This is a genomic window from Brevibacillus sp. BC25, assembly GCF_000282075.1.
In the GTDB taxonomy this organism is placed as follows: domain Bacteria; phylum Bacillota; class Bacilli; order Brevibacillales; family Brevibacillaceae; genus Brevibacillus.
This window is the reverse complement of record NZ_AKIX01000014.1, coordinates 21,381-46,185: the sequence shown is the minus strand read 5'-3', so window position 1 is coordinate 46,185 and position 24,805 is coordinate 21,381. Positions and strand designations below refer to the sequence as shown.

The following is a 24,805-nucleotide window of genomic DNA, read 5'->3' as shown; positions in this document are numbered from 1 at the left end:
TAGATGAAATATTTATTGGATTATCAAGAGGGAGAGCGTGTTGTCGCTTTTTGCCTGATTAAAAGCAAGGAAGCTGGCGTAGCGAGTAACCAGAGTGAATACTTGAATCTGGAGCTGGGAGATCGCTCCGGAACGATCACGGCAAAACTATGGGATGTCAATGCAGAAATGAAGGAATGGATCAACGTCAAGGCTGTCGTGAAGGTCGATGCTGCCGTCCAGGTGTATCGTGGGAAAAAGCAACTGGTGATTCAACGGATTAGACCGGCTGCCGCATCCGACGAAGTTCAGATGGAGTCGCTCATTCCGATCTCACCAGTTCCAGTAGATGAAATGTGGACAAAGCTTACCCATGCAGTCGACAGCCTGCAGAGTGCCACGCTCAAGGCCATTATTCAAGAAGCACTGTCAACAGAGGAGATTCAGGATCGCCTTCGCCATTATCCGGCTGGCGTTCGCATGCACCACAACTATTATCATGGTTTGCTCGAGCATATTGTCTCCCTGTTGACGGCGGCACAGAGCCTCTTGCCACTGTATCCACAAGTAGACAGGGATGTACTTATTGCGACTTGTATCTTGCACGATATTGGAAAACTGTACGAGTTATCTGATCCTATCGCCCCGGATTACACCACGCCAGGTCAGTTGATTGGTCATCTGGTCATGGGAGTCGAGATGGTAAGCGGCATTTGCCGCAAGCTAGATATTTCTTTAGGGGACGCGGAGGTTCTGCACTTGAAGCATTGCATTTTGAGTCATCATGGAGAGGTAGAGAACGGCTGGGGCAGTGCTGTATCTGGAAAAACGCCTACAGCTGTCATGTTCCATTACCTGGACCAGATCGACAGCAAAATGAACGCTTTGAGCCAAACACTAGCGGATATGACGGAAGAAGAGGAATGGGCGTACGCTGGCGTGCTTAGACGAAAAGTCTGGCGCGGGTATTAATTCATGCCATAAAAAGCCAACTGCTAAGCAAAACGAAGCAGTTGGCTTTTTTAGATAAATCAGAAACGTTTTTGCAGGAAGCTCGTCTTAACAGTAATGCTTGTAAATAGGAGGTATTCATGTGAAAAAGCGAAACAGAGCTGCCATGTTTGTGTTGGCAGTCAGCATGGTCACGACACCAGTTGCACTTCTGCATCCGTTGTCTTCCTATGCGTATGATGGCAAATCGAGTCTGGAACCCATTGAGTTGCCAGAAGACATCGTCCACTTGTTAACAGAGTTGAAAGAGGACTATGTGCCTCTCATGAAGGACCTTCATGTGGACTCATACGGAGGGACAAGCAACTCGGGGTATGTCATTAATCTCTCGGATCGAAAGAGCGTCATTACCACAAATACGACGCTCAATATATCCACAAATGCAGATGGAGATATGACCAGTTTTGTCCTGCATGATGTGAATCGGGACAAAACAACCAAAATCAATAAAAAGGAAGCCTATCAAAAGGCTGTCGATTTTATTCGAAATTACATAGCGGTTGATCATGTTATTTCCACGCAAGCGATGTTTTCTATCGATCGCGTATCAGAGCTGGATCATCTGGCAGTTGTCAGCATCTACCCACAGTTGAACAATACATGGGTGGACAAAGAGATGGCACGGGTCATGGTTGACGCAAAGGGTCAGGTTGTCCGTTTTCAGCAAGAAAAGGTAAAGCTATCTACTACAGCAGAGGTAGCGGACCCAAGCAAGGCAGTACCGCTTGAAAAGGCAATGAAGGAGTGGCAAGACAAGGTATCCTTGGAATTGGTCTACGATGAGTCAGCGGGAAAGCTCGTTTACGTGCCTGAACAATTCCCAATGATAGATGCTCTGTCTGGTGAAGAAGTTCCGTCTGTGTATAAAACAACGAGTGAAACGATGAAAATCAAAGGAACAGCCGACATGAGCGTCTGGCGAGATACGAAAAAGATGGAGCAGATGCTCGAGAAGGATTTTGACTTGAAGTTGAATCAACGCACATACAAAAATGTAAAAGAAGACAAAAAGTATAAAAACAGTGACATCGACCGCCATGAATGGAATGCGAGCTCGTATCAAAGCGCGTGGATTACCCTCGACCGTAAAACAAAATCACCCATTGAATTCAAGCTGGACGGTCCCGTAGAAAAGGAGCGTGAGAAGCCGCTCACGCATGACGAGGCAAAAGACATCGCAGTACAATTTGTGGAGAAATACTTACTGTCCAAAGAACAATCTTTCTCCGTAAAGGAGACGAGTCTTGTGGAAAATCTGCCGGGTTGGGCCGATCAAAATCTGGTACGGCCGATCAGTAGCTTTGCTTTTCATCCTGAGATTGACGGTATTCCATCCAAGAGACCACTGTTTTATGTGGAAGTGGACGCAAAGAAGGGCAATGTAGTCCTTGCTCAAGTAAATGAACTCCCGTCCATGCCTGCTACCATCAGTAAAGACGGTATTGTCAAGGATGAGAAAGCAAAGGATGCGTATGTCAAAGAAGCAAATCTGCGCTTGGCATACTGGTATCCAAAGGTAGGTACACATGCAGCGAAACTGCCACAGCTGGCCTATTTACCGACAGCTGATGCCAAGTCTTTGCAGATCGATGCTGCAACGGGTGCAGTAGAAGAAACCTGGCTGGAATGGAAAGCTACCCAATAACCAATACCCGATATGGTGTAGAAGCCATGTCGGGTTTTCCTTTTCATCATTATCGGAATTCATAAACACTTCAATGCAGGTAGGATTTTTTTTCTTTTTGTAGAATATCTTCTTGATTCCCATTTGATTTGGCAAACAATGCCGATCACGAGAAGGAGAAAGTGCAATGAAACGGCCAACTTATACCCTACCAAGTATTGTAAAAAAGGTATTCCGGCCCGGTGAGCGCTCCCTTCCACGTACGGAGATCTGCTCCCGGATGGAAGCGAATGAGCTGAATGCTTTTTTGGATCTGGACTGCGAGACAATACTGGATAAAGTGTTGAACATGGAGCAGTCTCCAGTGCGAGTTGGAAGCTCAGAGGCGATCGTAGAGGTCACTCACCAGCCGCATCAAGTGTACGACTTGGCTCATCGCTATTTGCGAGATAGCCAAACACCAAAAAAGCTTGAGCAAATTGTCGCAGAGCTGCGTCGTCAAACGCAGTTTGGTTGGAATCAGATTCTTCGTATGTTGCAATTGGAACGCGATCCTCGCTTTGTGCAATATCAAGGCGACAGCAGATGGTTTTTGGCAGAGTGGACTTTGGGCAATGACCAAGTGTATGCGTTTTGCCGCGACAATGGTATTACGCAGGTAGCTGCTCGCACATTAGTCCATTTTCTGGAGCAGGAAGTAGGGATTGCTGCAGATGCTGCTTTTCTCCCTGCGCAAGATGACCGCTTCCGCATTGACGGTGATACCATGTACATCATTGCTCGTAGCGAAGATTCCAAGGAAGAGCAGGCGGCCCTCGAGGTTGCTATTGCTGCCCCTTCTGTATCGATAGGAAACAGCGAGTCCGTCTCAGAAGAAATTGCATTGGAAGAACCAGCGAATCCCTTACACCAGGTGGAAAAACAACAAGAACAATTATTTACCAAGGAGGAAGCTACTATGTCTACCATTACCAACCAGCAAGTTCTCGAGGAAGTACAAAAACTGATGCAAGAAGCTATCGACCGCTTGGAGACAAGAAACCAAGAAATGTCCCAAGAAGTTGTTGCTCATTTTCAACAAAGCAATATGCAAGCTATAGAAGTGCTGATGAAAGAGAAACATAAGCATGAGCAGATCGTACTTGGCATTCAACAGGTGCTAGCTACCAGTGAACAACAATGAGTAAACTTGAGGCTACGATCCGGTTAGAGCAGAGATTTGCCATCCTGCGCGAGGTTATCGCGGGCTATCGGATTCGCCTTCAAGAAATGGAGAAGGAAGTGGTGGAGCTTTTTGCCACGAACCAACTCTCTGCTATTTCAGCATGCATGGGCGAGAAGCAGCGCATCGTCAGGTTGATGAATCGACTGGAACAATTTATTGTCCAATGGGAAAGCAACAACACGGATGTGGGTATCGCACATGAACCAAAGCGAGAACACTTGAACACATGACGAATAATGCGGTAAAATAGGGGGATTGTGCATGATTCCCCGCGCATGCCGCGTGGGATGGAAAGGAGATCCAAACCCTCTATGTCGGTAGGAAGAAACGAACTGTGCCCTTGTGGGAGCGGAAAAAAATACAAAAAATGCTGTGGGGTTGTCACTCCCATTACGGAGCTGCGTAGCCGCCACGAGCAAAAGCTGCAAAAAGAATACGCTGGCTGGGTCGAAAGACTGAACCATTTTGTCGGCGCAAATGTAACCAGCGAGACGATTCAAGAAGCGCGGAGTCGTTTTGCCGAAGAAGTAGGTTTGACCCAAGAGAGCGTCGCACGTCCTGAATGGGCAGCCCATTTCTTCAACTGGTGTGTATTAGACGTCAAAACAGGTGGAAGCACGCTGCTTGAGAACTATATCAAACAGCATGGACGTCGGATGGAGCCTGATCTTCGCCGTGCGTTTGCTGGATTACACCTGAATGTTTATGAAATCGTGGAAGTGGATCGTGATGTCATCACGGTTCAACAACCGATTTCAGAAGAAAAACACTATCTGCTTCGTGCCAATACGTTGAATGTTGTCCCTGGACAATTGATCGTAGGGCGCCTGCTGAATCTAGGTCTGCGTGATATGCTCTTCTCTGGCAGCATCATCTTGCAGCCACATGTCAAGGAAAGCCTGCTCGAGTGGTTACACCAGCATCCAGAAGTAGAAGCCGCGAAGGCAGATACGAGCAAGAGAAGCTATACGACAGAGCTGTATCACTTCATCGTTCAATTTGGTGAAGCGGCAAGCGAGTCGGAAGCACCGAAGCAAGAATCGCTTCTGCGTCGTACCTATGCTATGCCAGATCGTAAACAACTGCTGAAAGTAATCGAGTCGAACCCTGCATTTGAGCTGAAAAAACGGGATCGTGCTCGTGAGACATGGGTATATGCGACACGCAAGGAAGAGCATTTGTTCCCGAATTTAAAGGATGCTTTGCTGGAGCTATACGAAGTACAGGCAGAAGTGATTTTGCAGGATGACAGCCTGATTCTGGAAGGGTATGCATTGCAGTTGGACGAAGTCGCAGAGCTTTTGCTGCTGCTTGCATTTGAGAACGAAGAGGAGATTCGCGTTCTTACTTCAACGGGCTCTCGTTTGTCCAAAGGAACTCTGTTTATCACGAGTCAGCCTACTTTGCCACCAAAAGTGTTGCAGTGGGCAGTCCAAACTTATTTTGCTGAAAAATGGCTGGTTACCTCCCATGAACAGCTCGATGATCTGGCTCCACTCTTGGTTGCGGCTACAGAAAACAAGGAGCTGCATGAAAAACTCCACAAGCTGATGGAGCAAATGGAGCAGGATCATAAAATCGGACAAGGTTTGGCTCGCTTTATCCGAATGGACATGCTTCGTCCTCGCCTCTCGTTGTCAAATGACAGCCTGCATGTGCATAACCTGCTGCGCCGTCCGCTGATCGAGGGGTTGCCGGAGAGTGTATACACCGTACACCCTGACAGACTTGCGGACATCAATCGCTTCGTGCATGAGATGACCGAGGGCAAGTCAGAAGCAACCGTCAAAAAGTACGATGAGGTTATGAACAACTTGCGTTCATTCGTCAGAGGAGCGTTTGGCCCATCTTTCACATGGGAGCAGTTGCGCAGAGAGGAACTGGTATACTTCCTCGTCCACGACATTTTCACGCGTACGGACGCAACGACCAAAACGTTGGCAACAAATCTGATGTCTGTTTTGACGGCGTTCTTCAAGTGGCTGGATAAGCAAGGACCATACGCGCTTTATCCTGTCATGCAGCCATTGTTCGCCGAGTTGAAGGAAACATTGCCGGAATCCTATCGCTTGCGTGGTGTGCTGGAAAAAGAAGCGACTCAAAATCTTTACAGCAACCCGATGGCGATCAAAGATATCACGGAAGAATCCATAATCGTGCAAGAGATCACTTCATCTGGTTGTACGGCAAAACGTGCGAATGGCGAGACAATCAAGCTGTCTGTTGGCGCTGAATTGGGTGCTACGCTGGCAGCAGATTGGATGATCCATGGCTTGTTCGGTCAAGGTGAGGACGGTACTTGGAGACTGTACGGTACGCCTGAAGTGTATCCGCCAGTCATTGCCCAAGTGCTGGGCGCACCAACAGGTGTATTGGTCTAGATTCCCTAGTATAAATAAAAACCCGAGGATTCGTGTCCTCGGGTTTTTTGTTTTGCCTTTTCTTTGGTATAGATTAGTGGGCCCATTCGCGGAGTGTCTTGTCTTTCGGCAGGAAAAAGCCCATAAATCCGATCAACGGGAGGAACGAACATAACAGAATGACAAAGCTCAGACTGTAGAGATCGGCGAGATAGCCGAATACGAGTGCGCCCATGCCTCCCATTCCAAAGGCAAGCCCGATTATCAGCCCGGATACAGTACCGATTTTACCAGGCAATAGCTCCTGCGCGTAAACGACCGTGACGGAGAAGCTGGAAAGCATGATAAAGCCGCTGATTACCAGCAATGGAAAGGCCCAAAAGCCTGAGACGTAAGGCGTCAGCAATGTCAGTGGAAGTGAACCAAGTGTGGAAATGATGAGCAAGTTCCTTTTTCCGAATCGGTCAGACAGCGGTCCGCCAAAAAATGTCCCAATCGCTCCTGCGAAAAGAAAACCAAAAATGACGAGCTGTGCATTGGCGTAATCCATATCTTTCACATACATCAAATAAAACTGGTAAAAGCTTTGGTAGCCAGCATTCATCCAGGAACGCACACTGACGATGACAATCAGGAGGCCGAGGGCAATCAGCCGCTTGTTCCGGTTCGTATACGTGACAGGTGCGGCAGTAGCCTTTTTCAAACGCTGTTGTCCACGATACCAGAGAGCAACATAGAGCAAGATGCCGCTAGCTAATAGCGCAGGAAGCAGAAACCAGGCAGCCCCAGTCTGTCCCAGGTTTGCAAAGACCAGGATAGTCATCAAGGGAGCGAGTGCTTGCCCAGCATTTCCACCAACTTGAAAAATGGATTGTCCTAGCCCTCTGCGAGGACCAGATGCCAAGTGGGCGAAGCGTGAGGCTTCTGGGTGGAAGATGGCTGAACCAATTCCAACACAGGCGACTGCTACGAGAACGAAAGAGTAACTACCGGAGAAAGCGAGCGCCAGCATCCCTAATCCCGAAACGATCAAAGCCAGTGGTGGCAATAAAGGGATCGATTTGCGATCGGAGAAGTAACCGACGAATGGTTGCAAAACGGATGAGGTAAGATTCATGACGAGTAATATCATTCCGACTTGTGTAAACGTTAATGCCAGATTCTTCTCTACAATAGGAAGCAATGCAGGGATGACCGCTTGCAAGCTGTCGTTTAACAGATGCGCAATGCTAATGGCAAAGAGCATGCGATAGACAGTCGGTGCCGCAGTCCCTGCGGGTGTAGAGTGAATGGGTGTCGATGAGGCACTCATGTCAGTTCATCCCCAACCTTTCTTTCGTAACTTACTTTTTCATTTTTTTCAATGTAGCACGGATTTTATAGGACGTCACCCATGAATGATGGAAATATGATGATCGTAAATAAAGAATTTGATCTGTCAGGAAGTTTTTAAAAAGGTAGGTAAATGGGGGGATGCTGTCGAAAAAGAGAGGATCATTATGGACTAGACCATGAGCAGAAGGCTAGGGGGAATGCTGGAATGCTGGAAGGTATAACAGAATACTGGCTATGCGTGGGAGGAGCCAATGTTGACGTACAGGGAGTCACTTCTGCCAGACTGTTACCTGGAACAAGTAATCCGGGTGAAGTGCATCAAGCAGCAGGCGGCGTAGCTCGAAACGTGGCGGAAAATCTCGGATGGCTAGGAGAAGAAGTGCAGCTGTTTGCTCTGGTGGGAGAAGATGCAGACGGCGAGTGGTTAAGACAGGTCACAGCAAATAGTGGAGTGGCTACCCATGGCATGTTGCGAATCGCAGGGAAATCGACTGGGCGCTACTTGGCTATTCGTGATCGTGATGGTGAATTGTACACGGCTGTTGCAGATATGGAACTAAATGAAGAGTGGCCAGCGGAGATTGTCCAGCAAGGTCTCAAGCGGTTGCCTCAGGCAACAGGCTTGTTTCTGGATGCCAATCTTCCCGTCGAGGTTATGCGGGCATTTTTAGCGGAAGCCAGAAGACTCGACAAAAAGATCATCGTAGACCCTGTTTCTGTGAAAAAAGCAGAAAAATGGAAAGGGTTGCTTGAAGGCGTTCATATACTTGTCGCGAGCATTGATGAACTGGAAGTGTTAGGTGGCCAATCGCTTCATTCCTATAATGATGTGGAAATATGCGCGAAAAAATTGGTGGCAGAAGGTATCCATCAGGTCATGGTCATTTGTGGGGAAGCAGGGCTGTGGCTGTGCACCGCACATGAGGAAAAATGGCTTGCTGCACCGACTATGCCGATTCGAGAGTCCGCGGGAGATGCGTTTGCCGCGGGTATCATTTATGCGCAAAACAAAGCGCTGTCCCTTACAGAACAAGCAGCTTTCGGCGTTGCTCTTGCCGAGATGAGAACAAAGGGAAATGGCCGATACGATATCGATGCCCTTTTGGCACGAAAAGATTACTATGCTGCAATAGAAAGACAGATCCTCGACAGAGAATGAAAATACATAGCTTGACGTACACTACCCGTTAGTTGGTACAGAGGAGGAGTGTATGTCATGGAAAAGAAATCGAATGATGTGAACGGAAAACAAGAGAGCCATGTTCGGCAGGGCGGAGATTCACACCGTTCCAAAAACAAGCGTCCTGAGGGTCCTGTACAAGGGTTTAGTCAGGCGCCACGCGGCTTGCAATAAGTCGAAAATTATATGTGCAACTAAAGTCCCCTTATCGACAAAAAGATGGGGGACTTTTCGTTTAAAGGAACATTTTTCTACAAATGCAGACAACGATATGATACAATACCTGAATCAGAGTATTGCCAACTGAAGAAAAAAGTGGTGCATATTGTCGAGTGGCACAATTCAAAATCGTGCCTCCCTTTACTTTGTCAAAAAGCGTGCGCGAACAAGGAGACTGATTCATATGCCAGATACTGTTGTGAAAACACGCGCTTCAGCTTCTCGAAAGAAACAGCCGAGCCGTAATCGAAAAATACGTAAACTCGTTGTATCCTTCACATTGATCACCTTGCTGCTGGTTGGCGGTGTGGCTGGAGCAATTTATTGGAAAATTGAAGACACTCTGACGGAAGTAACGAGCCCTGCAAACAGCGGATTTACTTCGCCAGTATCCCAAAATGTCGATCCTGTATACTACTCGGATAAGCCAATGTCGTTCGTATTGCTTGGTTCTGATACTCGCCCTGAAACAGGTTCCATGAATACAGACGTAATGATCGTGGCAGTTGCCAACCCAAAGACGAAGAAAGTTACCATGGTATCAATTCCACGGGACACACGCGTCAAGATCCCAGGCTATCGCGACTACCATAAGATCAATTCTGTCTATGCCAATGGTGAAGCAGAACGCAGACAAGCAGAGCGCAACAACCAGACGGTTACCGAAGATGGTATTTCCTTAACGAAGAAAACGTTGAATGAAATACTGGGTATTCCGATTGAGCATTTTGTAGCCATTGACTTCGATGGTTTCAAAGCGGTCATTGACGAATTAGGTGGTGTGGAAGTCAATGTGGATCGCAGACTGGTATACGATGATCCAACTGACGATACACACATCAATCTCCAGCCAGGACTTCAAAAATTGAATGGCGAACAAGCACTTGGTTATGTGCGACATCGTCATGACAACCGTGGAACGAAGTACTACTCCAGTGACTTCGACCGTAACCGTCGCCAACAAGAAGTCATCAAGGCTGTCGTAGACAAAACGGCTTCTCTTGAAGGGCTGACGAAGATATTTAACGTCATGGATGTAGGTGCCAAGAATATACATACCGATCTTTCCAAGGATCAGATCAAAGGCTTGGCCTACGATTTCAAAGGATTTAATTCCTCTACGGTCAGCGCATTGGATAATGGGGCATATTGGCAGGGAGGATACACGTATCTCGAAAAAGAAAAGCTTGAGACTGTTCGAGATTCCTTGCAATCAGAGATGGGATTGAGTGAGAGCGTCGTAGCGTCGCTCAATAATTCGCCGATACTCAGTTCCGGTGAAGCGGTAGCGACAAGCAACAAGAAGAGCTTCAAGAAGAAAACGACAGAATCAGCTTCGTCAACACCAGCGAAACAAAAAACGGAGGCTCCGAAAGAACAAGAGCCGACGGATTCACCAGACAATCAGGACGGTACGGCAAATGAAGGTACAATGCCGCCACCTGATGTCGTAAACCAAGAAGGGCAAGGCCAGTCGACAGATCAAGGTCAGGGAGCACAGACGCCTGCGACAGATGCAACACAATCTCCTGGGAATGTACCGGCAGGTAATAACGGAAACAACTCTACTCCACCGCCGGATATTATCCCACCGTCGAGTCAGGATGCAGGTCCTCCTACAGGAGGTTCGAACACGAACTCCTAACGAGTACAAAAAACACCCGTTCATCACGAGCGGGTGTTTTTATTTGTCGATTCGTTAAAAATTTTAAAAATTCGTTTATGGAAAAGGTTTAGAAAACACCAATTTCGTGGTACAATAATAATATGCTGATAAGACAGATTAATCAGATAATTATTACTGACTGGAGGGATTTCTATGACGATTTTCTTGGTGAACCTGTTCTTGGTGATTGCCTTTGTGTACCTGATCAGCCGCCAACAAAACGAAGAGTTTGTGTACGATGAAGATTTTTTCCTCCAGAACCCTTCAGCTTTGGAAGAATATCAGCAGATGCCGATTGATTTCCAGCATGCCTTTTTCCGCAAGCATAAAGAGTGGATTAAGGAAAAATATATGCGCGGAGAAAGCTACATTTTAGGTTACTGTCCAAACAAAGAAGTACGTCGTGCGTGGCTGTCAGAATTCATGAATCAAAAAAATATGAACAATACACCAACCCCTTCCTCGTGAAGGGGTTTTTCGCATCTGTAGAACTCGTGCTATACTGCTACGAGAGGATATCGTGAAACAGGAGGAAAGAAGTAAGTGCTACAATTTATGGTGGAAAAACTAAATCAACAGTTACATACGCATGGAGTGATTTCGGATATCGTCTTGCGCTCCGATCATTCGTTGTTGGAAGAATCGGAAGGGCAAGAGGTTCTGATCACGTTTTCCGAGGCGGAGGATGAGAAGCAACCAACGGCTACCATCCATCTATTTTCGCTTGCGGAAGAGGACAGCTGTGAAATTGAGGTGGAAATTGACTATCCTTATAGCTTGCAAGATGAGGAGATCGAACAATTATGGACGCAAGCAAAATGCTTGGTAGCTGAGTGCTCGCTGACAGAAAAGCGCCGCTTTGTAGAGCCTGGCAAGCAGGCAGAAGCGAATGTCGTGCTGGATTATTACTTTGTCGTGCAGATGCCGCGAACAGAAGCTGAGGAAATCGCATTTACAGAAACCATCGCAAGATTTTCCGCAGACTTGGGGATGCTCGTCAAACTCGGTAGATAAATCATAGGCAGTACATAAGGAAAGCTCAGGCGTAATGTCCTGAGCTTTTTGCATAAAAGGCGAGGAAGGAGGAATATGAGGAGAAGAGGGAGAATCGTATAGATAATGAAAATGAATGAGCATTCACTCGTTAGGGGGCGTTTAACGTGGAACTTTCAAAAGTATGGGAACCGATTCAAATTGGTTCGATGACGTTGCCAAATCGGATTATGATGGGGTCCATGCACGTTGGATTTGAAAAGCTTCAGAATGGTGTAGCGCGGCTTGCTACCTTTTACGCAGAGCGTGCCAATGGAGAGGCAGGTCTGATCGTGACAGGAGGGGCTGCCGTACATCCAGAAGGCGGCATGGGCGACGAGTATTGCAATGTATACCATGACGAGGATATCGAGAAATTGCGACTTATCACGAAAGAGGTTCATCAAGCCAATGGGAGAATTGCGTTGCAGCTGTTCCATGCTGGCCGTTATGCGTACAAGGAAGCAACAGGATTAGACCCTGTAGCGCCATCGCCATTGCAGGCGCCGATTAACCGTTGGAAGCCGAGAGAGTTAAGCGCAGAGGAGATCGAAGCAACGATCCAATGCTTTGCTGATGGCGCCGTCCGTGCTAAAAAAGCTGGCTTTGATGCCGTAGAAATTATGGGTTCGGAAGGATACTTGATCAATCAATTCTTGTCCCCTGTGACCAATAAGCGAGAAGATGAGTGGGGTGGGGACTTTTTACGTAGAGCCCGTTTTGGGATTGAGGTGGCTAACCGTGTCCGCCAAGCAGTGGGACCGGATTATCCGATCATCTATCGGATGTCGGGATTGGACTTGATGCCAGATAGTACGACGATGGAAGAGACATTGCAATTTGCCAAAATGCTGGAGGAGGCAGGAGCTGATGCTCTCAATGTCGGAATTGGCTGGCATGAATCACAAGTACCGACGATTGGCATGATGGTGCCGCGTGGAGCATATGTATGGGTGGCGCAGCAAGTTAAGCAGGTCGTGAACATCCCAGTTATCGCCAGCAATCGAATTAACGACATGCGCCAGGCAGAAAAGATTTTGTATGAAGAATGCAGTGATATGGTTTCAATGGCTCGTCCATTTTTAGCGGACCCGTATATCGTTCAAAAAAGTAAAGAAGGACGCTTTGATGAAGTAAACACATGTATTGCTTGCAATCAAGCCTGTCTCGACCATATTTTTGATGGGAAGGTAGCCTCCTGTCTGGTCAATCCTCTTGTGGGCAGGGAAGCAGAGTGGCAGTTGGTTTCGGCGGAAAACTGCAAGAAGGTGGCTGTAATCGGTGCGGGGCCAGCCGGCTTAGAGGCAGCTCGTGTGCTGGCAGAACGAGGGCATCAGGTGGTCATCATGGAGGCCAAAAAACAGATCGGTGGACAATTAAACTACGCCAGACAGGTGCCAGGTAAAGAGGAATTTAATGAAACGCTTCGCTATTATCGGACAGAACTTGCACGACTTGGTGTCGAAATCAGGCTGGGAACACTGGCAGAGGCAGATGCCCTGATCGAAGAAGGCTTTGCAGAAGTTGTGGTCGCAACGGGAGTCATTCCTCGGCGTCCAGAGATTCCAGGTGTGGAGCTCGGACATGTGAAGGGATATGATGCGGTATTTGAAAAGCGTGCCAAGGTCGGTAGACAAGTAGTCATCGTCGGAGCGGGGGGAATCGCATGTGATTTGTCCCATTTGCTGATGCACGACGAAACGATTTCACCGAAGGCAGCAGAATACTTGCAGGAGTTTCGGATTCTGGATGGAAGAGCTGTGCAGCAATTGCAACAGCGAAAACGAAAAATCAGCATGCTGCGGCGTGGGAAGCATGTCGGTTCGGGCTTGGGTAAAACGACGCGCTGGGCAGTTCTCGCTAACCTGAAGCGACGTGGCGTAGAGATGCTGACACAAATTGAATACAGCCGGATTGCAGAAGAAGGAGTGTATTTCATTCAGAACGGGGAGGAGCGCATGATACCTGCTGATACGGTCATTGTAGCGGCTGGAGCGACCTCCAACAATTCGCTATACCACGCATTGCTGGATCGGTTGCCTGTGCACCTCATAGGCGGGGCGAAAGAAGCGGGAGAGCTCGATGCCAAGCGAGCCATTTTGGAGGGTGCGACCGTAGGGAGAGCGATTTAAGGCGCTGAAAAGATTTTCTATTTCGAAATCAAGGGTAATCGGATATGATTAAGAAAAGTATGTCGTCTTTTTAGAAGTTTTGTCGAATCGCTTTTCATCCTACGCTAATTCTTGCAAAATGAAGTTATACTGTTCAAATTCATTTGATTGGGGGCTCTCGCCTTGATGAACCATAATGGCATTCTCTTAGGGAAACGTTACTTCCTGTACTCGTTAGCACCGCTAATAGAGGTGGAGGGATGGACGTTTACGATAGCCCCGGGGTTTAAGATGATCGCAGGCGGGAGTGCCAATCCATTACAGACATTAATCAGCGTTTACCGAGAGAATGAAAAGGTAGCGCAACTCGTGCTTCATCATAGACGAAGTGATTCAGATGTCACTGTGCAGGCTGTATCGAGTGATCTCCTGTTAGAAATCGCCCCGGCGACTAGAACTGTAAGTGTAGCAGAAAAGCTGTAAGGCACCCTGAACGGGGTGCTTTTCACTTTCGATCTTCAATCATCATTCCGAGCAATCGAGGAGGCGGCAGGATCATGGTAGGGAACGAATGGCAGATAGGTCAGTTTCAATTGTCTTGGCTGAGAGGTGGACTCACGAAGCTGGATGGAGGCGCAATGTTTGGGGTGGTGCCCAAGCCACTTTGGAGCAAAAGGTACCCATCCAATGATCTCAATCAAATCCCTTTGCGTGCTGACCCGATCCTGGTAAAAGCTCATGGCAAGCATATTTTGATTGAATCGGGTATGGGAAATGATCGGCTAACGGAAAAACAGAAGCGCAATTTTGGCTTGGAAGAAGAGTCTCACGTGGTGGACTCCCTCGCTGCAAAAGGGTTGACTCTAGCCGATATTGATATCGTCATCATGACACATATGCACTACGATCATGCTAACGGACTTGTTTCTATTCGTGATGGACAACTTGTCTCTACGTTTTCACAAGCTGTCATCTACGTGCAGGAGCAGGAATGGGCGGAGATGAGAGAGCCAAATGTTCGCTCGAAGAATACATATTGGGAAGAAAACTGGCGTCCGATTGAGAATCAGGTGAAGACGTACGGAGCTTCGCACGAAGTTGTGCCAGGAATCACGCTTCATCATACAGGCGGTCACAGCCAGGGACATGCTATCGTCCGGATGGAGACAGAGGGGCAGCTGCTTTTGCATCTAGCGGACATCATGCCTACACACGCTCATCAAAATCCATTATGGGTGATGGCCTACGACGACTATCCGATGACATCCATCTATGCAAAAGAAGAATGGATCAACAACGGGATCAAGCAAGGCGCTTGGTTCACGTTTTACCACGATAGTGTCTACCGTGCGGTGAAATGGAACGAGCAGGGAGAAATGGTTGATCGTATAGAAGTTGTTTTGTAAAAAGGGATAGGCAAAGACCGTCAGTGTTTTCTGGCGGTCTTTTGCGTTGTCTAGGGTTATCGTGTCCAACCCTATCGAAATTTTGATTACTCTCATAGAAATGTTTCATAATCAAAAGATTTTGAATGCTCATTGACGAACGACCATTGCCTCTCTACAATGGGAACATCACAGAGCATCTGTTCTGGCAGCGATGGAAAGGCATAACAGTGGTGAGGAGAGAGAGAGAAAATGAGCTGGATCAAGATGCGTTTACAGGAGTTTCACCCGATCGTCTGGTCATTAGTCGTCGGGACCGTGTTCGTCCGGGCCGCCAGCTCGATGAGCATGCCGTTTTTGTTTTTATACTTGTCCAATCAAACAGATATGAGCTTGGCAATGATCGGGTTGACTATTGGAGCAGGACCGCTCGCAGGTACAATCGGAGGCTTTATTGCGGGAGCATGGTCAGACAGGATCGGGCGCAGGCGAGTCATGCCAGGGGCGTTGTATGTATGGACTTTCGTGTTCGTCGGGTTTGCGCTTAGTAAAGACCCGTGGATTCTGCTTTTGCTCAATATAGCAGGGGGACTCTGTCGATCCTTCTACGAACCCGTTTCACAGGCACTGATGGCAGATGTAACGCCGCAAGAGAAGCGGCTTCGTGTGTTCGGTATTCGCTACATGGCAATTAACGTGGGGGTAGCAGTTGGGCCTATCGCAGGGGTAGTGCTGGCGAAAAGCTCAGTAGCCCTACCATTCTTAATGACCGCACTGATTTATCTTATCTATGTGATTAGCTTGCAAGGATTATTGAACAAGTTCGGCATTAAACAAATTGAAGGCCAAAAGAAAGAAGTCGTTACATTCAGCCATGCATTCAGCGTAGTCGTGAAGGACAAGGCGTTTCGCTTGTACATGCTCGCCGGTGTTTTAGGAGCGATTGGCTACTCGCAGATGTCTACTACGCTGGCCAAATTCGCAGAAATGACGGTCGTGAATGGAACAGAGCTGTTTGCCATCCTGATGACAGTCAATGCGATTGTCGTCGTTGTGATGCAGCTTCCGTTGACGACTTGGGCAGAAAAAAAGACGCCTCTCACCGCAATTTTGGTGGGAAACGCCATGTATGCGGTTGGTGACGTGGGTTATGCCTTTGCCAATTCATGGCTGATATTCATTGTGGCGATGGTATTTTTCACGATTGGCGAAATCCTTACGTTTACCGCAGGGGACGTCCTGATCGACCGAATGGCCCCAGAGAGTATGCGCGGCAGCTATTACGGTGCGAAAAGCTTCAGCAACCTCGGCCAGTTCATCGGTCCGTGGATGGGCGGATTGCTGTTAGCACACTACGGAGGTACGACCTTGTTCTTGGTGGTAGCAGCTACCTCGATGATGAGTAGTGCCTTCCAATGGGCGGGTGCTCGCGCCTTTGAGGCAACCCGTGGGAAGACCTTGAATGAGGCGAGGATTGAATCACTCTAACGCTTGCAAGATACGATCCGCCATCCGTTTATAGCCATCAGCATTCGGGTGGAAGTGGTCTGTATACAAGTAGTTTTGTTCTTTACGCAAGAACAAGTCGTATGTCGGCACCACGAGTACTTGCGGGTACCGTGAGGCGATTTGGGACGCCTGATTGTTCCAGTCGAGCACGGGCCCAATGGTGTCGACGGCTGCTTCGGTATTGCCAAAAGGATTGTACAGGGAAGTATATACGATCGTCGCGGTCTTGTTGACGCTGCGAATCTGTTTGAGAATCTCTTCATAGTTGACCGCAAGCTGATTAAGAGCTGTGGTCACTTTTTCTTTTTCAATGGTATACAGCCCGCCTGTCTGCCTGAACAAATCATTGCCGCCGATGGTAAAAAGAATCAGATCGGCTTCAGCGAGCAGCTTCTTTACTTGCTCCTGGGAGATTTGTTTGAGCAGCTCAGATGATTCCTGTCCATTAATCGCGAGGTTTGTGAACGTAATAGACTGGCCCGATTTTTTCTCCAATGCTTGGCGAACGAGTCCGACATAGCCTTGGCCGTTTGCGTCTCCGGCACCGCGCGTGAGGGAATCCCCTAGTGCGACTACTTTGTGAACACCCTTTTCTGGTAAAGGAGAGGGTGGCTGCTCTTTTTGCGCAGGTGGGGTTGTTGTGGACGGTGCCAACTGCTGCGGATTCATCGCGAGGACAAACCCTGTCGCAAATAAGAGAAATGAGAGTAAAGACAAGAGACCTGCCGTGCGCCAAAGAAATTGGCCGGATGTGCGCATCGGGTATCCTCCTATTCGTTTTAAAGTGTATGGTCATGGTATAATGTGGATGGACATCTTATGACAGTGTACCATAAACAGAACGCCATCGTCAGTTGACGAGGCGTGACCCAGATAGGAGGGCGCACATTGGCCGAAACGGTCCTCTCAGTAAAAGGATTGCAAAAAGCGATTGGCAAAAAGCCGATCATTCATGATATTACGTTTGACGTTTTCGCCGGAGAGGTATTTGGATTTCTCGGGCCGAATGGCGCAGGCAAAACCACGACGATCCGCATGCTCGTTGGATTGGCAAAAGCGGATGGGGGAGATATTCGCATCGGAGGCATTTCCCTTCAGGAACAGTTTCCGCAAGCGATTGCGCAGGTTGGTTGTATCGTCGAAAACCCGGAGCTGTACAAGTTTTTGACGGGCAGAGAGAATCTGGAGCAGTTTGCGAGAATGAGCGGCGGTATTACTCCTGAGCGTATTAAGGAAATCGTTCGCTTCGTTGATTTGGAGCGGGCGATTGATGATAAGGTAAAAACGTACTCGCTCGGAATGAGGCAGCGCCTGGGGATCGCGCAGGCACTTTTACACCGGCCGAAAATATTGATTCTGGACGAACCGACGAACGGTTTGGACCCGGCGGGGATTCGTGAATTGCGCCAGTTTATTCGCAAGCTTGCTGAGGAAGAAGGACTCGCTGTCTTCATTTCGAGTCATCTTCTCAGTGAAATCGAGATGATGTGCGACCGGGTGGCGATTATCAGTCAAGGGAAGGTCATTTCGGTTGGATTAGTCAAAGAACTGATGGAGCAGTTTGCTGATCAGGTAGATTGGACAATCCCGTCTTCCCATATACAAAAGGCCGAGGAAGTCCTGCGAATACTACCAGCAGTGACAGATGTGTGGGTGGTCAGTGAAGAGCGCCTGAAAACACGCATGGATATAGAAAAAGTGAGCGAGGCTAACCAAGCGTTGGTCAATGGCGGCATACCTGTGACGGGGATTGCAACGAAGACGGTTACACTGGAAGACCTGTTCCTTACATTGACGGGAGGAGGGGGAAGTCATGGAGCAGAGCATGGTGGGGCTCGTACAGAATGAAACCATAAAATTGCTGCGTAGGCGCCGTTTTCTAGTCGTTGTACTGATCTTGGCGATTCTGATCCCGATTTTTACATACGCGCAGTATCGTTCGGTTGTCACTGCACAAGAACGAATGGGGACGACCGACTGGCGACCACTATTAACCCAACAAATCGTCGATATGCAAAACAGGCTGGCATCAAGCCGTCTTCCTGAAGAGTGGCGGGATTTTATCAAGGTCAGGATCGCACAGCAGCAATATTATTTGGATCACGACATTAACCCGATGGCACCGGGTGGACCTACATTCGCCCGTGGTTTTATGGACCAAGCCATTTCGATGTTTCTACCCATGATAATCGTCGTACTTGCGGTTGACCTCGTATCTTCTGAGTTTAGCGAGGGGACGGTCAAGCTGCTATTAACGCGACCCGTACGGCGTTGGAAGGTACTGACCAGCAAATACATCACCCTGTTGCTGTTTACCTCTCTCACGGTTCTCACGACACTGATTCTTGCTTATTTGCTCTCTGGGGTCGTGTTTGGCTATTCAGGTTGGGACCTGCCCATTTTGACTGGCTTTGAAGTAGCGGGAGGAGAGCTCGAGACATCTGGCGCTTTCATGCTGCCACAGTGGCAATTTTTGCTGATGCAGTACGGGCTAGGCTGGTTCGTCTGTGCCGTGGTTGCAACAGTAACACTTATGGTCTCTGTTTTGGTTCGGAGTGCTGCTGCGGGGATGGGGATTATGATGGCAGCGCTAATCAGCGGAACAATCCTGACGCAGATGGCATCCTCTTGGGAATCGTCCAAATACTTGTTCGTGGTAAATTTGCAGCTTACGGATTACCTCAATGGAACTCTACCTCCGATTAAGGGGATGACGTTGCCGTTCTCGTTGACCGTGTTGAGTGTATGGGCGATCGCAGCGCTGATCATTGCGTACGCGACCTTTATCCGTAGGGATGTCACATCCTAATTTGACATTTTTTCGTTACTTTATTACATGTCTGCTCGTCTTTACCATGACGAATGAAAAAGACAGCGAGAGGAGAAAGGCGAAACAGAATGGATGTATTATGGAAAGCAGGCTCGGTGACACTATCTGGCATGTTTGAGCTGTGGGCAGCGATCCCTGTAGGTTTTATGTTGCAGCTACCACCGGTTCTGATCGGAATATTTAGTGCGGTGGGTGCGATTATCAGCGCAGGTATCGTCATTTTTCTGGGAGGTTCCTTACGCGCCTGGCTTTTAAAGCGTGTAGAGAAACGGAGCAAGCGTCAGGGGCGTATGTGGCAGATATGGGATAAATACGGAGTGGTCGGCCTTGGTCTCGCTTCGCCGCTTTTAACGGGAGCCCCACTGGGAGCTGCCATTGGTATCTCGCTGGGAGCCCCTACGAAAAAGCTCATGTTGTGGATGTCGGTGGGCATCATTATCTGGAGTGTGTTATTGACGGCAGGAGTGGCTTTTGGTCTTTTGCAATTCATGGTACCTGAAACGAAATAGCTATATGCATGAAAGCCGCCAATTTCTGGCGGTTTTTGTTCATGCTCTTCATAACGTGAGTCTGTAGACAATCTCTCCATCGTATACGTCGCCAGTTTCTTCAAAACCGGTTTGACTGTATAAATGCCTTGCGCCTGCATTGTCCGGGCATACAGTCAGGTTGACAAATCGGCTTTGCGGGAAACGGTTCCGTACCGTATCTACGATCGCTGCGAGAGCCGCTCTGCCATATCCTTTGCCTTGGTACTGGTGATCGATCAAAAAACCGTTGAACCAGAAGCACCAATCTGTTGAGGCGTCATAGGTAATCATGACAAACCCAACCATTTCATCAGCGACATACAAACAGAATGGTTCATATGCGCAGTTGTCACCATCAGGACGGATATGGACCTTCGCCAATGAAACGGCAACTGACGGGACAAAGTGCTGCTGCTCATCTTGTACCTGCAAGCGTAATGCATCTTGCCAGTTATCTCTGATTGTTGGAACCAAACGAATACGAATGTCTTTGATAAGTCTTCACCTCGATCATTTTGATAGTGTAAGCGTAACCGATCCCACCTGAAAAATCTTCCTTTTCCAAGTGGGCGTTTTTTCGTAAAATAAACCAAGGATACAAATAGAAAAGTTCCCGAAAGTGAGGTAACTGACATGGACGAGAAAAAAGAAGCGTTGGTCCCTGAACTGGAGGATCTAGTTCATAAATTTACAGAGCTGTTAACAGGAGAAGCGACTCCTGAGCGCGTAGAAATGGTAAAAGTATGGTGCCTGTACACGACAATGGCAAAAGCGATGCCGCCGCTGATTCAGCATTGGGGAAGCGAGCCTGAGCATATGGAAGCACGGAATCAAATTCGGGAAATCATCGAGCAAATCAAGCAATGGAATCAGGAGAAAAATCAAAAGCATTAAAGATAGGAAAAAACGCTGTCTCTTTGCGAAAGAGAACAGCGTTTTTTTACTTCAATCGAATCTCTAACCGGCGTAGAGGCATCAGCTCTCCTCGGTACTGTTGCTGGTCCTGCTACAGATTTTGTTTGCGGAAAACGGATCGGAGTGTACCGTGTCTTTTTCGATTGCAGGGATCTTTTTACGGATTCCACGTGATATGTTTGGCAGCATCCATTAATTCATTTAAGGTGACTCCATGTGCCGTTATGACTACATACAACGATTGGTTGTCGGATTGTGCGTTAAAATGAGCCGCGTGCTGGGCCGTTGATCCTGTTGAGTCAGTTTGATCAAATGAAACAGCGATGGCTTGTTCTCCGTTGACCGCGAACAACTGAGTAGCGGAGAAAGTACCTGGGATAGAGAGACTGCGCTTACCTTCTGTATTACGTACAACATCTATGCGAATCCAGTCATTGTTCTTCTTGTAATCTGCAGTTAAGCGAGTCACCTTCTGACTGGTTTCGGATTCATATTGGACCGATACCGTACTCATCGAGAACCCATTCGGTGCTTGCGAGAGGGTAGGCACGGGCATATCTGATGCTTGTACAGCGGTGTTCAAATCCGAGAAGGAAGAGAGCGTAATGGGTTGCTTCGCTGCCGTCGGCAACGTTGGACCCACTAATGCATTCTCAGTCGTACCGCCATCAGCAGTGTCTGGTTCCAATTGGGAAGCGATCCCAAAGGTCGTAGGATTCTCAGCAGCAGCGCCATTGGCTTCCTTAGCGGCTATATGGTTACCACTTTTTGCTGACTCGGCTGGAACTTCCGATTTCGCTTTTGCCGCTTGATCAGCTGAGTTCCCCTGTAATCCGCGAGATGCCACGCTGTTCTGCCCGTCTTTATTAATCGTACGTGGCTCTGGTGTGGCTACTTTTTCCTGTGGTTTCACCATCGCAATTGCATTGTTCGATTGGGTAGGTGATGCAGGAGGTGTATCTTTTGTAGGTGCAGTCGGAGCGACCTGCGATTGTGTAGCAGCGGACGCTGGATTGCTTTCTGCTTTTTTCATCGTCGGACTATCAGCAGCTGCTGGTACGGAAGCGATAGCAGGTGCTTGCGGTGCCGATTTTGATACCGCATCGTTGAATGCAAAAGTGTTCTGGTTGTCGTGCGTCCCGCTTTCTTGTATGGCAGCCATTTGAGTACTACCCGGTGCCAGCTGTTGGTAGCCGACGAAACCAACTCCGAGCAAGACAGCCGCTGCGCTAACCCAGGCGTATGAAGGGAAGCCTTTGGTCCAACGCTTGTTTGGCTTTTCTATCACAGTGCTCGTTTGTTGTTCTGAAGATGCAGTAGCGGCGTGAGGGGGTACACCTTTTCCGGCGGTCTGGTAGATTGCTTGCATGATTCTGTCTTCCAGGTTCGCTTGAGGTAGTGGAACCTCCTTCAAGAACTGCACCTCCTCTTCTGTTGTCATTTGCGTTTCTATCCAAGCGATGCATTCGTCACAGGTTTCAATATGTGAGTGTGAATCGCTATCTGTGTCATCTAGCCATGCTTTTCTAAATGCCTGGCAGTTCATGTACGAGCCCCCCTTCCTTGCGGGATAACAATTTTGCGAGTTCCTGACGAGCACGCAAGTAACGGACACGAGCTGTAGATTCGGCGATGCCGAGGAGTGTAGCTATTTTTTCAAACGGATATTCGTGCGTACAGCGAAGGACAATCACTTCTCGATAAGAATCCGACAGTAAAGCAAAGGCCTCCTGAATTTCTCGACGTTGCTCTTTTGTCATGAGCGATTCCTGAGGGGATTCATCTCGTGTATTAGATGGCACATAGGCCAATTGTTCATCCGAGTCATGATACTTTCGGCGACGCAAGAAGTCGATGCTCTTATTTCGGGCAAGCGTATGTAACCAAGAAGAAAATTGGCTGTCCCCGCGGAATGTGGACAATTTTTCATACGCTTTTACAAATACTTCCTGAGTGAGATCCTCTGCATCAGAGCGATTGTTTACCATTTTGTAAATGAAAACGTAGATCATATGCTGATATCGCTGGATGAGGTCGCGATACGCTTCGATGTCGCCTTGAAGAATCCGCTGAATGATTTCGGCGTCGGATTGCATTGAATCTTTGGCCTCCCTTCCCTCTATGAGACGCTGGTTATTCGTAAACGTTTCAGACCAGCGTTTCGCTTTCTATAATATCGTATGGATAGCCTTGTTCGACCAGAAAAAGCTGGCGATGGAGCGAAAACTCCTGCTCTCGCGTGTCTCGTGTTACCAATGTATAAAAATGGGCGGTGTTGTCGTCTGTTTTGGGCCTTAAGATACGTCCCAGGCGCTGTGCCTCTTCTTGTCTGGAACCATACGTCCCGGAAATTTGGATCGCGACGTTGGCATCGGGCAAATCAACAGCAAAGTTGGCTACCTTGGATACGATCAGGCGTGTAATTTCCCCTTTTTTAAACTGCGTGTACAAAAGCTCACGTTCTTTGTCCGGTACTTTTCCTGTAATGAGTGGCAGTTGGAGGGCTGATGCCATCTGCTCAAGCTGATCGATATATTGCCCGATGATCAAAACGCGATCGTGGGCGTGCCTCTCCAATAGCTCGCGGACGACCTCCAGTTTTTTTGGATTTTCCGCCGCAATGCGAAACTTTTGACGAGCGGTTGCATGTGCATAAGCCTCTCGCCACTTCGGCTCAAAGGGGAGTCGAATTTCTCGGCAATGCGCCTCTGCGATCCAGCCTTGCTCTTCCATGACTTTCCATGGAACCTCGTACTTTTTTGGACCAATCAGCGTGAAAACATCTTCCTCCCGCCCGTCTTCCCGAACAAGAGTAGCAGTCAGCCCAAGTCTGCGAGTGGCTTGAATCCCAGAAGTAACACGAAAGATGGGTGCGGGCAACAAATGCACCTCATCGTAAATAATAAGCCCCCAGTCGCGCTCTGAAAAGAGTTTCAGATGAGGAAAATCATCTTCGGCGGTGGGGCGGTATGTAAGAATTTGATAAGTCGCCACAGTTATTGGCTTGACTTCTTTGTTGTCACCAGTGTATTCGCCGACCATATTTGGATCAAGTCCTGTTTTGTCCAAGAGCTCTGCGATCCATTGACGAACCGAGGTTGTATTTGTGGTCAAAATGAGTGTGGCTGTTTGCAGTTGGCAAATGGCACCAAGCCCAATGACTGTTTTTCCAGCACCACAGGGCAGGACGAGTACGCCGCTTCCCCCAGTCACAGCTCCACCAGAATAGAAGGCATCGACAGCTTCTTTTTGATAAGAACGCAATGAGAATGCTCTGCCTCGGGATGTCGTTTCCCGCAAGCTGACTGCGCAGGATTCGCCTTCTGTATAGCCTGCCAAATCTTGAACAGGAAACCCGAGCTTAAACAGCTCTTGTTTGATCAGACCGCGCGCATAACTTTTGATAACGAATTCATGCTCAAAAAGAGCAGCGATTGATTTATAACTGGTCACCTCTGCTAAAAGAAGTGGGTCATCACTCATTAATACGAGATGATCGCCAATGCGTTCCAAACGAAACAAGCCGTATTTTCGCATCGTATCTTCGATTTCTTTGACGATGGTTGGCGGGACACCGTACTTGCTGTAGCTGCCAAGCACGTCTGTTACCTCTTGTGATGTAAGACCAGAAGCAGCCGCGTTCCAAAGCGATAAAGGGGTGATCCGATAGGTATGGATGTATTCTGGGTTCTTGATTAGCTCGGTAAAACCACTAATAGCTTGTCTGGCCTCGGGAAATAAAGGATGCTGTGTTTCCAACAATATCGTCCGATCGCTTTGAACGATCAAGGGCAGGTCTGGACGGTACGACAATAGACTCACCTCGTTACAAAAGGCATAGGAATCAGCACTATGGTATCACAATCTCAAAAAGAAAGAAAAACGAACAGGTAA

24 protein-coding genes are annotated in these 24,805 nt (G+C 48.1%); 18 read left to right on the top strand and 6 right to left on the bottom strand.

Translation table 11 applies throughout. The annotated features are described in order from the left end of the window. The first annotated feature begins 3 nt into the window (after nucleotides 1-3). The 5 genes from PMI05_RS03055 to PMI05_RS03035 all read left to right on the top strand — a co-directional run bounded on the left by PMI05_RS03055 (nucleotide 4) and on the right by PMI05_RS03035 (nucleotide 6,220). A complete protein-coding gene (locus tag PMI05_RS03055; protein WP_007717040.1) occupies nucleotides 4-951 on the top strand; it encodes a 3'-5' exoribonuclease YhaM family protein in 948 nt (315 codons plus the stop codon). A gap of 121 nt (nucleotides 952-1,072) precedes the next feature. Next, complete coding sequence (locus PMI05_RS03050; protein WP_007717037.1) at nucleotides 1,073-2,635, top strand: YcdB/YcdC domain-containing protein; 1,563 nt, start codon at nucleotides 1,073-1,075, stop codon at nucleotides 2,633-2,635. 166 nt (nucleotides 2,636-2,801) lie between these two features. Then, nucleotides 2,802-3,797 carry a hypothetical protein gene (locus tag PMI05_RS03045; RefSeq protein WP_007717034.1) on the top strand — a complete coding sequence of 332 codons (996 nt, stop codon included), beginning with the start codon at nucleotides 2,802-2,804 and terminating at the stop codon, nucleotides 3,795-3,797. Next, nucleotides 3,794-4,069 carry a hypothetical protein gene (locus tag PMI05_RS03040; protein WP_007717030.1) on the top strand — a complete coding sequence of 92 codons (276 nt, stop codon included), beginning with the start codon at nucleotides 3,794-3,796 and terminating at the stop codon, nucleotides 4,067-4,069. The genes PMI05_RS03045 and PMI05_RS03040 overlap by 4 nt, the downstream gene beginning before the upstream one ends. A gap of 81 nt (nucleotides 4,070-4,150) precedes the next feature. Continuing rightward, nucleotides 4,151-6,220 carry a YecA family protein gene (locus PMI05_RS03035; protein WP_007717027.1) on the top strand — a complete coding sequence of 690 codons (2,070 nt, stop codon included), beginning with the start codon at nucleotides 4,151-4,153 and terminating at the stop codon, nucleotides 6,218-6,220. A 73-nt stretch (nucleotides 6,221-6,293) separates the two neighbouring features. Here PMI05_RS03035 and PMI05_RS03030 read toward each other — a convergent pair whose 3' ends face one another. Beyond that, nucleotides 6,294-7,511 (bottom strand): MFS transporter, encoded by a 1,218-nt coding sequence (locus PMI05_RS03030; protein WP_007717025.1) that lies wholly within the window; start codon nucleotides 7,509-7,511, stop codon nucleotides 6,294-6,296. 228 nt (nucleotides 7,512-7,739) lie between these two features. Between PMI05_RS03030 and PMI05_RS03025 the strand changes: the two genes are divergently transcribed. The 9 genes from PMI05_RS03025 (at nucleotide 7,740) to PMI05_RS02990 (ending at nucleotide 16,615) form a co-directional block, all read left to right on the top strand. After that, nucleotides 7,740-8,693 (top strand): carbohydrate kinase family protein, encoded by a 954-nt coding sequence (locus PMI05_RS03025; RefSeq protein WP_007717023.1) that lies wholly within the window; start codon nucleotides 7,740-7,742, stop codon nucleotides 8,691-8,693. 57 nt (nucleotides 8,694-8,750) lie between these two features. Beyond that, entirely contained in the window at nucleotides 8,751-8,888 is a 138-nt protein-coding gene (locus PMI05_RS30955; RefSeq protein ID WP_007717021.1) for a hypothetical protein, read from the top strand. 229 nt (nucleotides 8,889-9,117) lie between these two features. Further along, a complete protein-coding gene (locus PMI05_RS03020) occupies nucleotides 9,118-10,578 on the top strand; it encodes an LCP family protein (RefSeq protein ID WP_007717019.1) in 1,461 nt (486 codons plus the stop codon). Nucleotides 10,579-10,752: 174 nt separating this feature from the next. Next, nucleotides 10,753-11,067 carry a hypothetical protein gene (locus tag PMI05_RS03015; protein ID WP_007717017.1) on the top strand — a complete coding sequence of 105 codons (315 nt, stop codon included), beginning with the start codon at nucleotides 10,753-10,755 and terminating at the stop codon, nucleotides 11,065-11,067. A 75-nt stretch (nucleotides 11,068-11,142) separates the two neighbouring features. After that, nucleotides 11,143-11,613: a hypothetical protein gene (locus tag PMI05_RS03010; protein ID WP_007717013.1), complete on the top strand. Its 471-nt coding sequence runs from the start codon at nucleotides 11,143-11,145 to the stop codon at nucleotides 11,611-11,613. 146 nt (nucleotides 11,614-11,759) lie between these two features. Next, nucleotides 11,760-13,763 (top strand): FAD-dependent oxidoreductase, encoded by a 2,004-nt coding sequence (locus PMI05_RS03005; protein WP_007717010.1) that lies wholly within the window; start codon nucleotides 11,760-11,762, stop codon nucleotides 13,761-13,763. Nucleotides 13,764-13,928: 165 nt separating this feature from the next. Beyond that, the gene (locus tag PMI05_RS03000; protein WP_007717008.1) at nucleotides 13,929-14,225 is read left to right on the top strand and encodes a hypothetical protein; all 297 of its coding nucleotides are present in this window, start codon (nucleotides 13,929-13,931) and stop codon (nucleotides 14,223-14,225) included. A 74-nt stretch (nucleotides 14,226-14,299) separates the two neighbouring features. Further along, nucleotides 14,300-15,148: an MBL fold metallo-hydrolase gene (locus PMI05_RS02995; protein ID WP_007717007.1), complete on the top strand. Its 849-nt coding sequence runs from the start codon at nucleotides 14,300-14,302 to the stop codon at nucleotides 15,146-15,148. A 231-nt stretch (nucleotides 15,149-15,379) separates the two neighbouring features. Continuing rightward, the gene (locus PMI05_RS02990; RefSeq protein WP_007717005.1) at nucleotides 15,380-16,615 is read left to right on the top strand and encodes an MFS transporter; all 1,236 of its coding nucleotides are present in this window, start codon (nucleotides 15,380-15,382) and stop codon (nucleotides 16,613-16,615) included. On the opposite strand, the gene PMI05_RS02985 is transcribed toward PMI05_RS02990, so the two are convergent. Next, complete coding sequence (locus PMI05_RS02985) at nucleotides 16,607-17,395, bottom strand: GDSL-type esterase/lipase family protein (protein WP_007716996.1); 789 nt, start codon at nucleotides 17,393-17,395, stop codon at nucleotides 16,607-16,609. The genes PMI05_RS02990 and PMI05_RS02985 overlap by 9 nt on opposite strands. Before the next feature lie 129 nt (nucleotides 17,396-17,524). On the opposite strand from PMI05_RS02985, the gene PMI05_RS02980 reads away from it, so the two are divergent. The 3 genes from PMI05_RS02980 (at nucleotide 17,525) to PMI05_RS02970 (ending at nucleotide 19,975) form a co-directional block, all read left to right on the top strand. Beyond that, nucleotides 17,525-18,484, top strand: coding sequence for an ABC transporter ATP-binding protein (locus PMI05_RS02980; protein WP_007716993.1), 960 nt, complete (start codon nucleotides 17,525-17,527; stop codon nucleotides 18,482-18,484). Then, nucleotides 18,450-19,445, top strand: a complete 996-nt coding sequence (locus PMI05_RS02975) for an ABC transporter permease (RefSeq protein WP_007716991.1) — start codon at nucleotides 18,450-18,452, stop codon at nucleotides 19,443-19,445. The genes PMI05_RS02980 and PMI05_RS02975 overlap by 35 nt, the downstream gene beginning before the upstream one ends. Before the next feature lie 89 nt (nucleotides 19,446-19,534). Next, nucleotides 19,535-19,975 (top strand): small multi-drug export protein, encoded by a 441-nt coding sequence (locus PMI05_RS02970; RefSeq protein WP_007716989.1) that lies wholly within the window; start codon nucleotides 19,535-19,537, stop codon nucleotides 19,973-19,975. Nucleotides 19,976-20,023: 48 nt separating this feature from the next. On the opposite strand, the gene PMI05_RS02965 is transcribed toward PMI05_RS02970, so the two are convergent. After that, complete coding sequence (locus PMI05_RS02965) at nucleotides 20,024-20,482, bottom strand: GNAT family N-acetyltransferase (RefSeq protein ID WP_039960134.1); 459 nt, start codon at nucleotides 20,480-20,482, stop codon at nucleotides 20,024-20,026. A 147-nt stretch (nucleotides 20,483-20,629) separates the two neighbouring features. Between PMI05_RS02965 and PMI05_RS02960 the strand changes: the two genes are divergently transcribed. Then, complete coding sequence (locus PMI05_RS02960) at nucleotides 20,630-20,890, top strand: DUF2573 family protein (protein ID WP_007716985.1); 261 nt, start codon at nucleotides 20,630-20,632, stop codon at nucleotides 20,888-20,890. 178 nt (nucleotides 20,891-21,068) lie between these two features. Here the strand turns inward: PMI05_RS02960 and PMI05_RS02955 are convergent, their stop codons facing one another. Genes PMI05_RS02955 through PMI05_RS02945 form a run of 3 tightly spaced genes read right to left on the bottom strand, consistent with a single transcriptional unit; the run spans nucleotide 21,069 to nucleotide 24,724 of the window. Continuing rightward, nucleotides 21,069-22,457 carry a hypothetical protein gene (locus tag PMI05_RS02955; protein WP_007716979.1) on the bottom strand — a complete coding sequence of 463 codons (1,389 nt, stop codon included), beginning with the start codon at nucleotides 22,455-22,457 and terminating at the stop codon, nucleotides 21,069-21,071. Continuing rightward, the gene (locus PMI05_RS02950) at nucleotides 22,438-23,007 is read right to left on the bottom strand and encodes an RNA polymerase sigma factor (protein WP_007716978.1); all 570 of its coding nucleotides are present in this window, start codon (nucleotides 23,005-23,007) and stop codon (nucleotides 22,438-22,440) included. The genes PMI05_RS02955 and PMI05_RS02950 overlap by 20 nt, the downstream gene beginning before the upstream one ends. 52 nt (nucleotides 23,008-23,059) lie before the next feature. Next, nucleotides 23,060-24,724 carry a DNA repair helicase XPB gene (locus PMI05_RS02945; RefSeq protein ID WP_007716976.1) on the bottom strand — a complete coding sequence of 555 codons (1,665 nt, stop codon included), beginning with the start codon at nucleotides 24,722-24,724 and terminating at the stop codon, nucleotides 23,060-23,062. Between the last annotated feature and the right edge of the window lie 81 nt (nucleotides 24,725-24,805).

Excerpts from the sequence above, each read along its gene's own strand:
- PMI05_RS03055 (WP_007717040.1), top strand. The coding sequence starts at position 4 with ATGAAATATTTATTGGATTATCAAGAGGGAGAGCGTGTTGTCGCTTTT.
- PMI05_RS03045 (WP_007717034.1), top strand. The coding sequence starts at position 2,802 with ATGAAACGGCCAACTTATACCCTACCAAGTATTGTAAAAAAGGTATTC.
- PMI05_RS03040 (WP_007717030.1), top strand. The coding sequence starts at position 3,794 with ATGAGTAAACTTGAGGCTACGATCCGGTTAGAGCAGAGATTTGCCATC.
- PMI05_RS03035 (WP_007717027.1), top strand. The coding sequence starts at position 4,151 with ATGTCGGTAGGAAGAAACGAACTGTGCCCTTGTGGGAGCGGAAAAAAA.
- PMI05_RS03030 (WP_007717025.1), bottom strand. The coding sequence starts at position 7,511 with ATGAGTGCCTCATCGACACCCATTCACTCTACACCCGCAGGGACTGCG.
- PMI05_RS03025 (WP_007717023.1), top strand. The coding sequence starts at position 7,740 with ATGCTGGAAGGTATAACAGAATACTGGCTATGCGTGGGAGGAGCCAAT.
- PMI05_RS30955 (WP_007717021.1), top strand. The coding sequence starts at position 8,751 with ATGGAAAAGAAATCGAATGATGTGAACGGAAAACAAGAGAGCCATGTT.
- PMI05_RS03020 (WP_007717019.1), top strand. The coding sequence starts at position 9,118 with ATGCCAGATACTGTTGTGAAAACACGCGCTTCAGCTTCTCGAAAGAAA.
- PMI05_RS03015 (WP_007717017.1), top strand. The coding sequence starts at position 10,753 with ATGACGATTTTCTTGGTGAACCTGTTCTTGGTGATTGCCTTTGTGTAC.
- PMI05_RS03000 (WP_007717008.1), top strand. The coding sequence starts at position 13,929 with ATGAACCATAATGGCATTCTCTTAGGGAAACGTTACTTCCTGTACTCG.
- PMI05_RS02995 (WP_007717007.1), top strand. The coding sequence starts at position 14,300 with ATGGTAGGGAACGAATGGCAGATAGGTCAGTTTCAATTGTCTTGGCTG.
- PMI05_RS02990 (WP_007717005.1), top strand. The coding sequence starts at position 15,380 with ATGAGCTGGATCAAGATGCGTTTACAGGAGTTTCACCCGATCGTCTGG.
- PMI05_RS02985 (WP_007716996.1), bottom strand. The coding sequence starts at position 17,395 with ATGCGCACATCCGGCCAATTTCTTTGGCGCACGGCAGGTCTCTTGTCT.
- PMI05_RS02975 (WP_007716991.1), top strand. The coding sequence starts at position 18,450 with ATGGAGCAGAGCATGGTGGGGCTCGTACAGAATGAAACCATAAAATTG.
- PMI05_RS02970 (WP_007716989.1), top strand. The coding sequence starts at position 19,535 with ATGGATGTATTATGGAAAGCAGGCTCGGTGACACTATCTGGCATGTTT.
- PMI05_RS02960 (WP_007716985.1), top strand. The coding sequence starts at position 20,630 with ATGGACGAGAAAAAAGAAGCGTTGGTCCCTGAACTGGAGGATCTAGTT.
- PMI05_RS02955 (WP_007716979.1), bottom strand. The coding sequence starts at position 22,457 with ATGAACTGCCAGGCATTTAGAAAAGCATGGCTAGATGACACAGATAGC.
- PMI05_RS02950 (WP_007716978.1), bottom strand. The coding sequence starts at position 23,007 with ATGCAATCCGACGCCGAAATCATTCAGCGGATTCTTCAAGGCGACATC.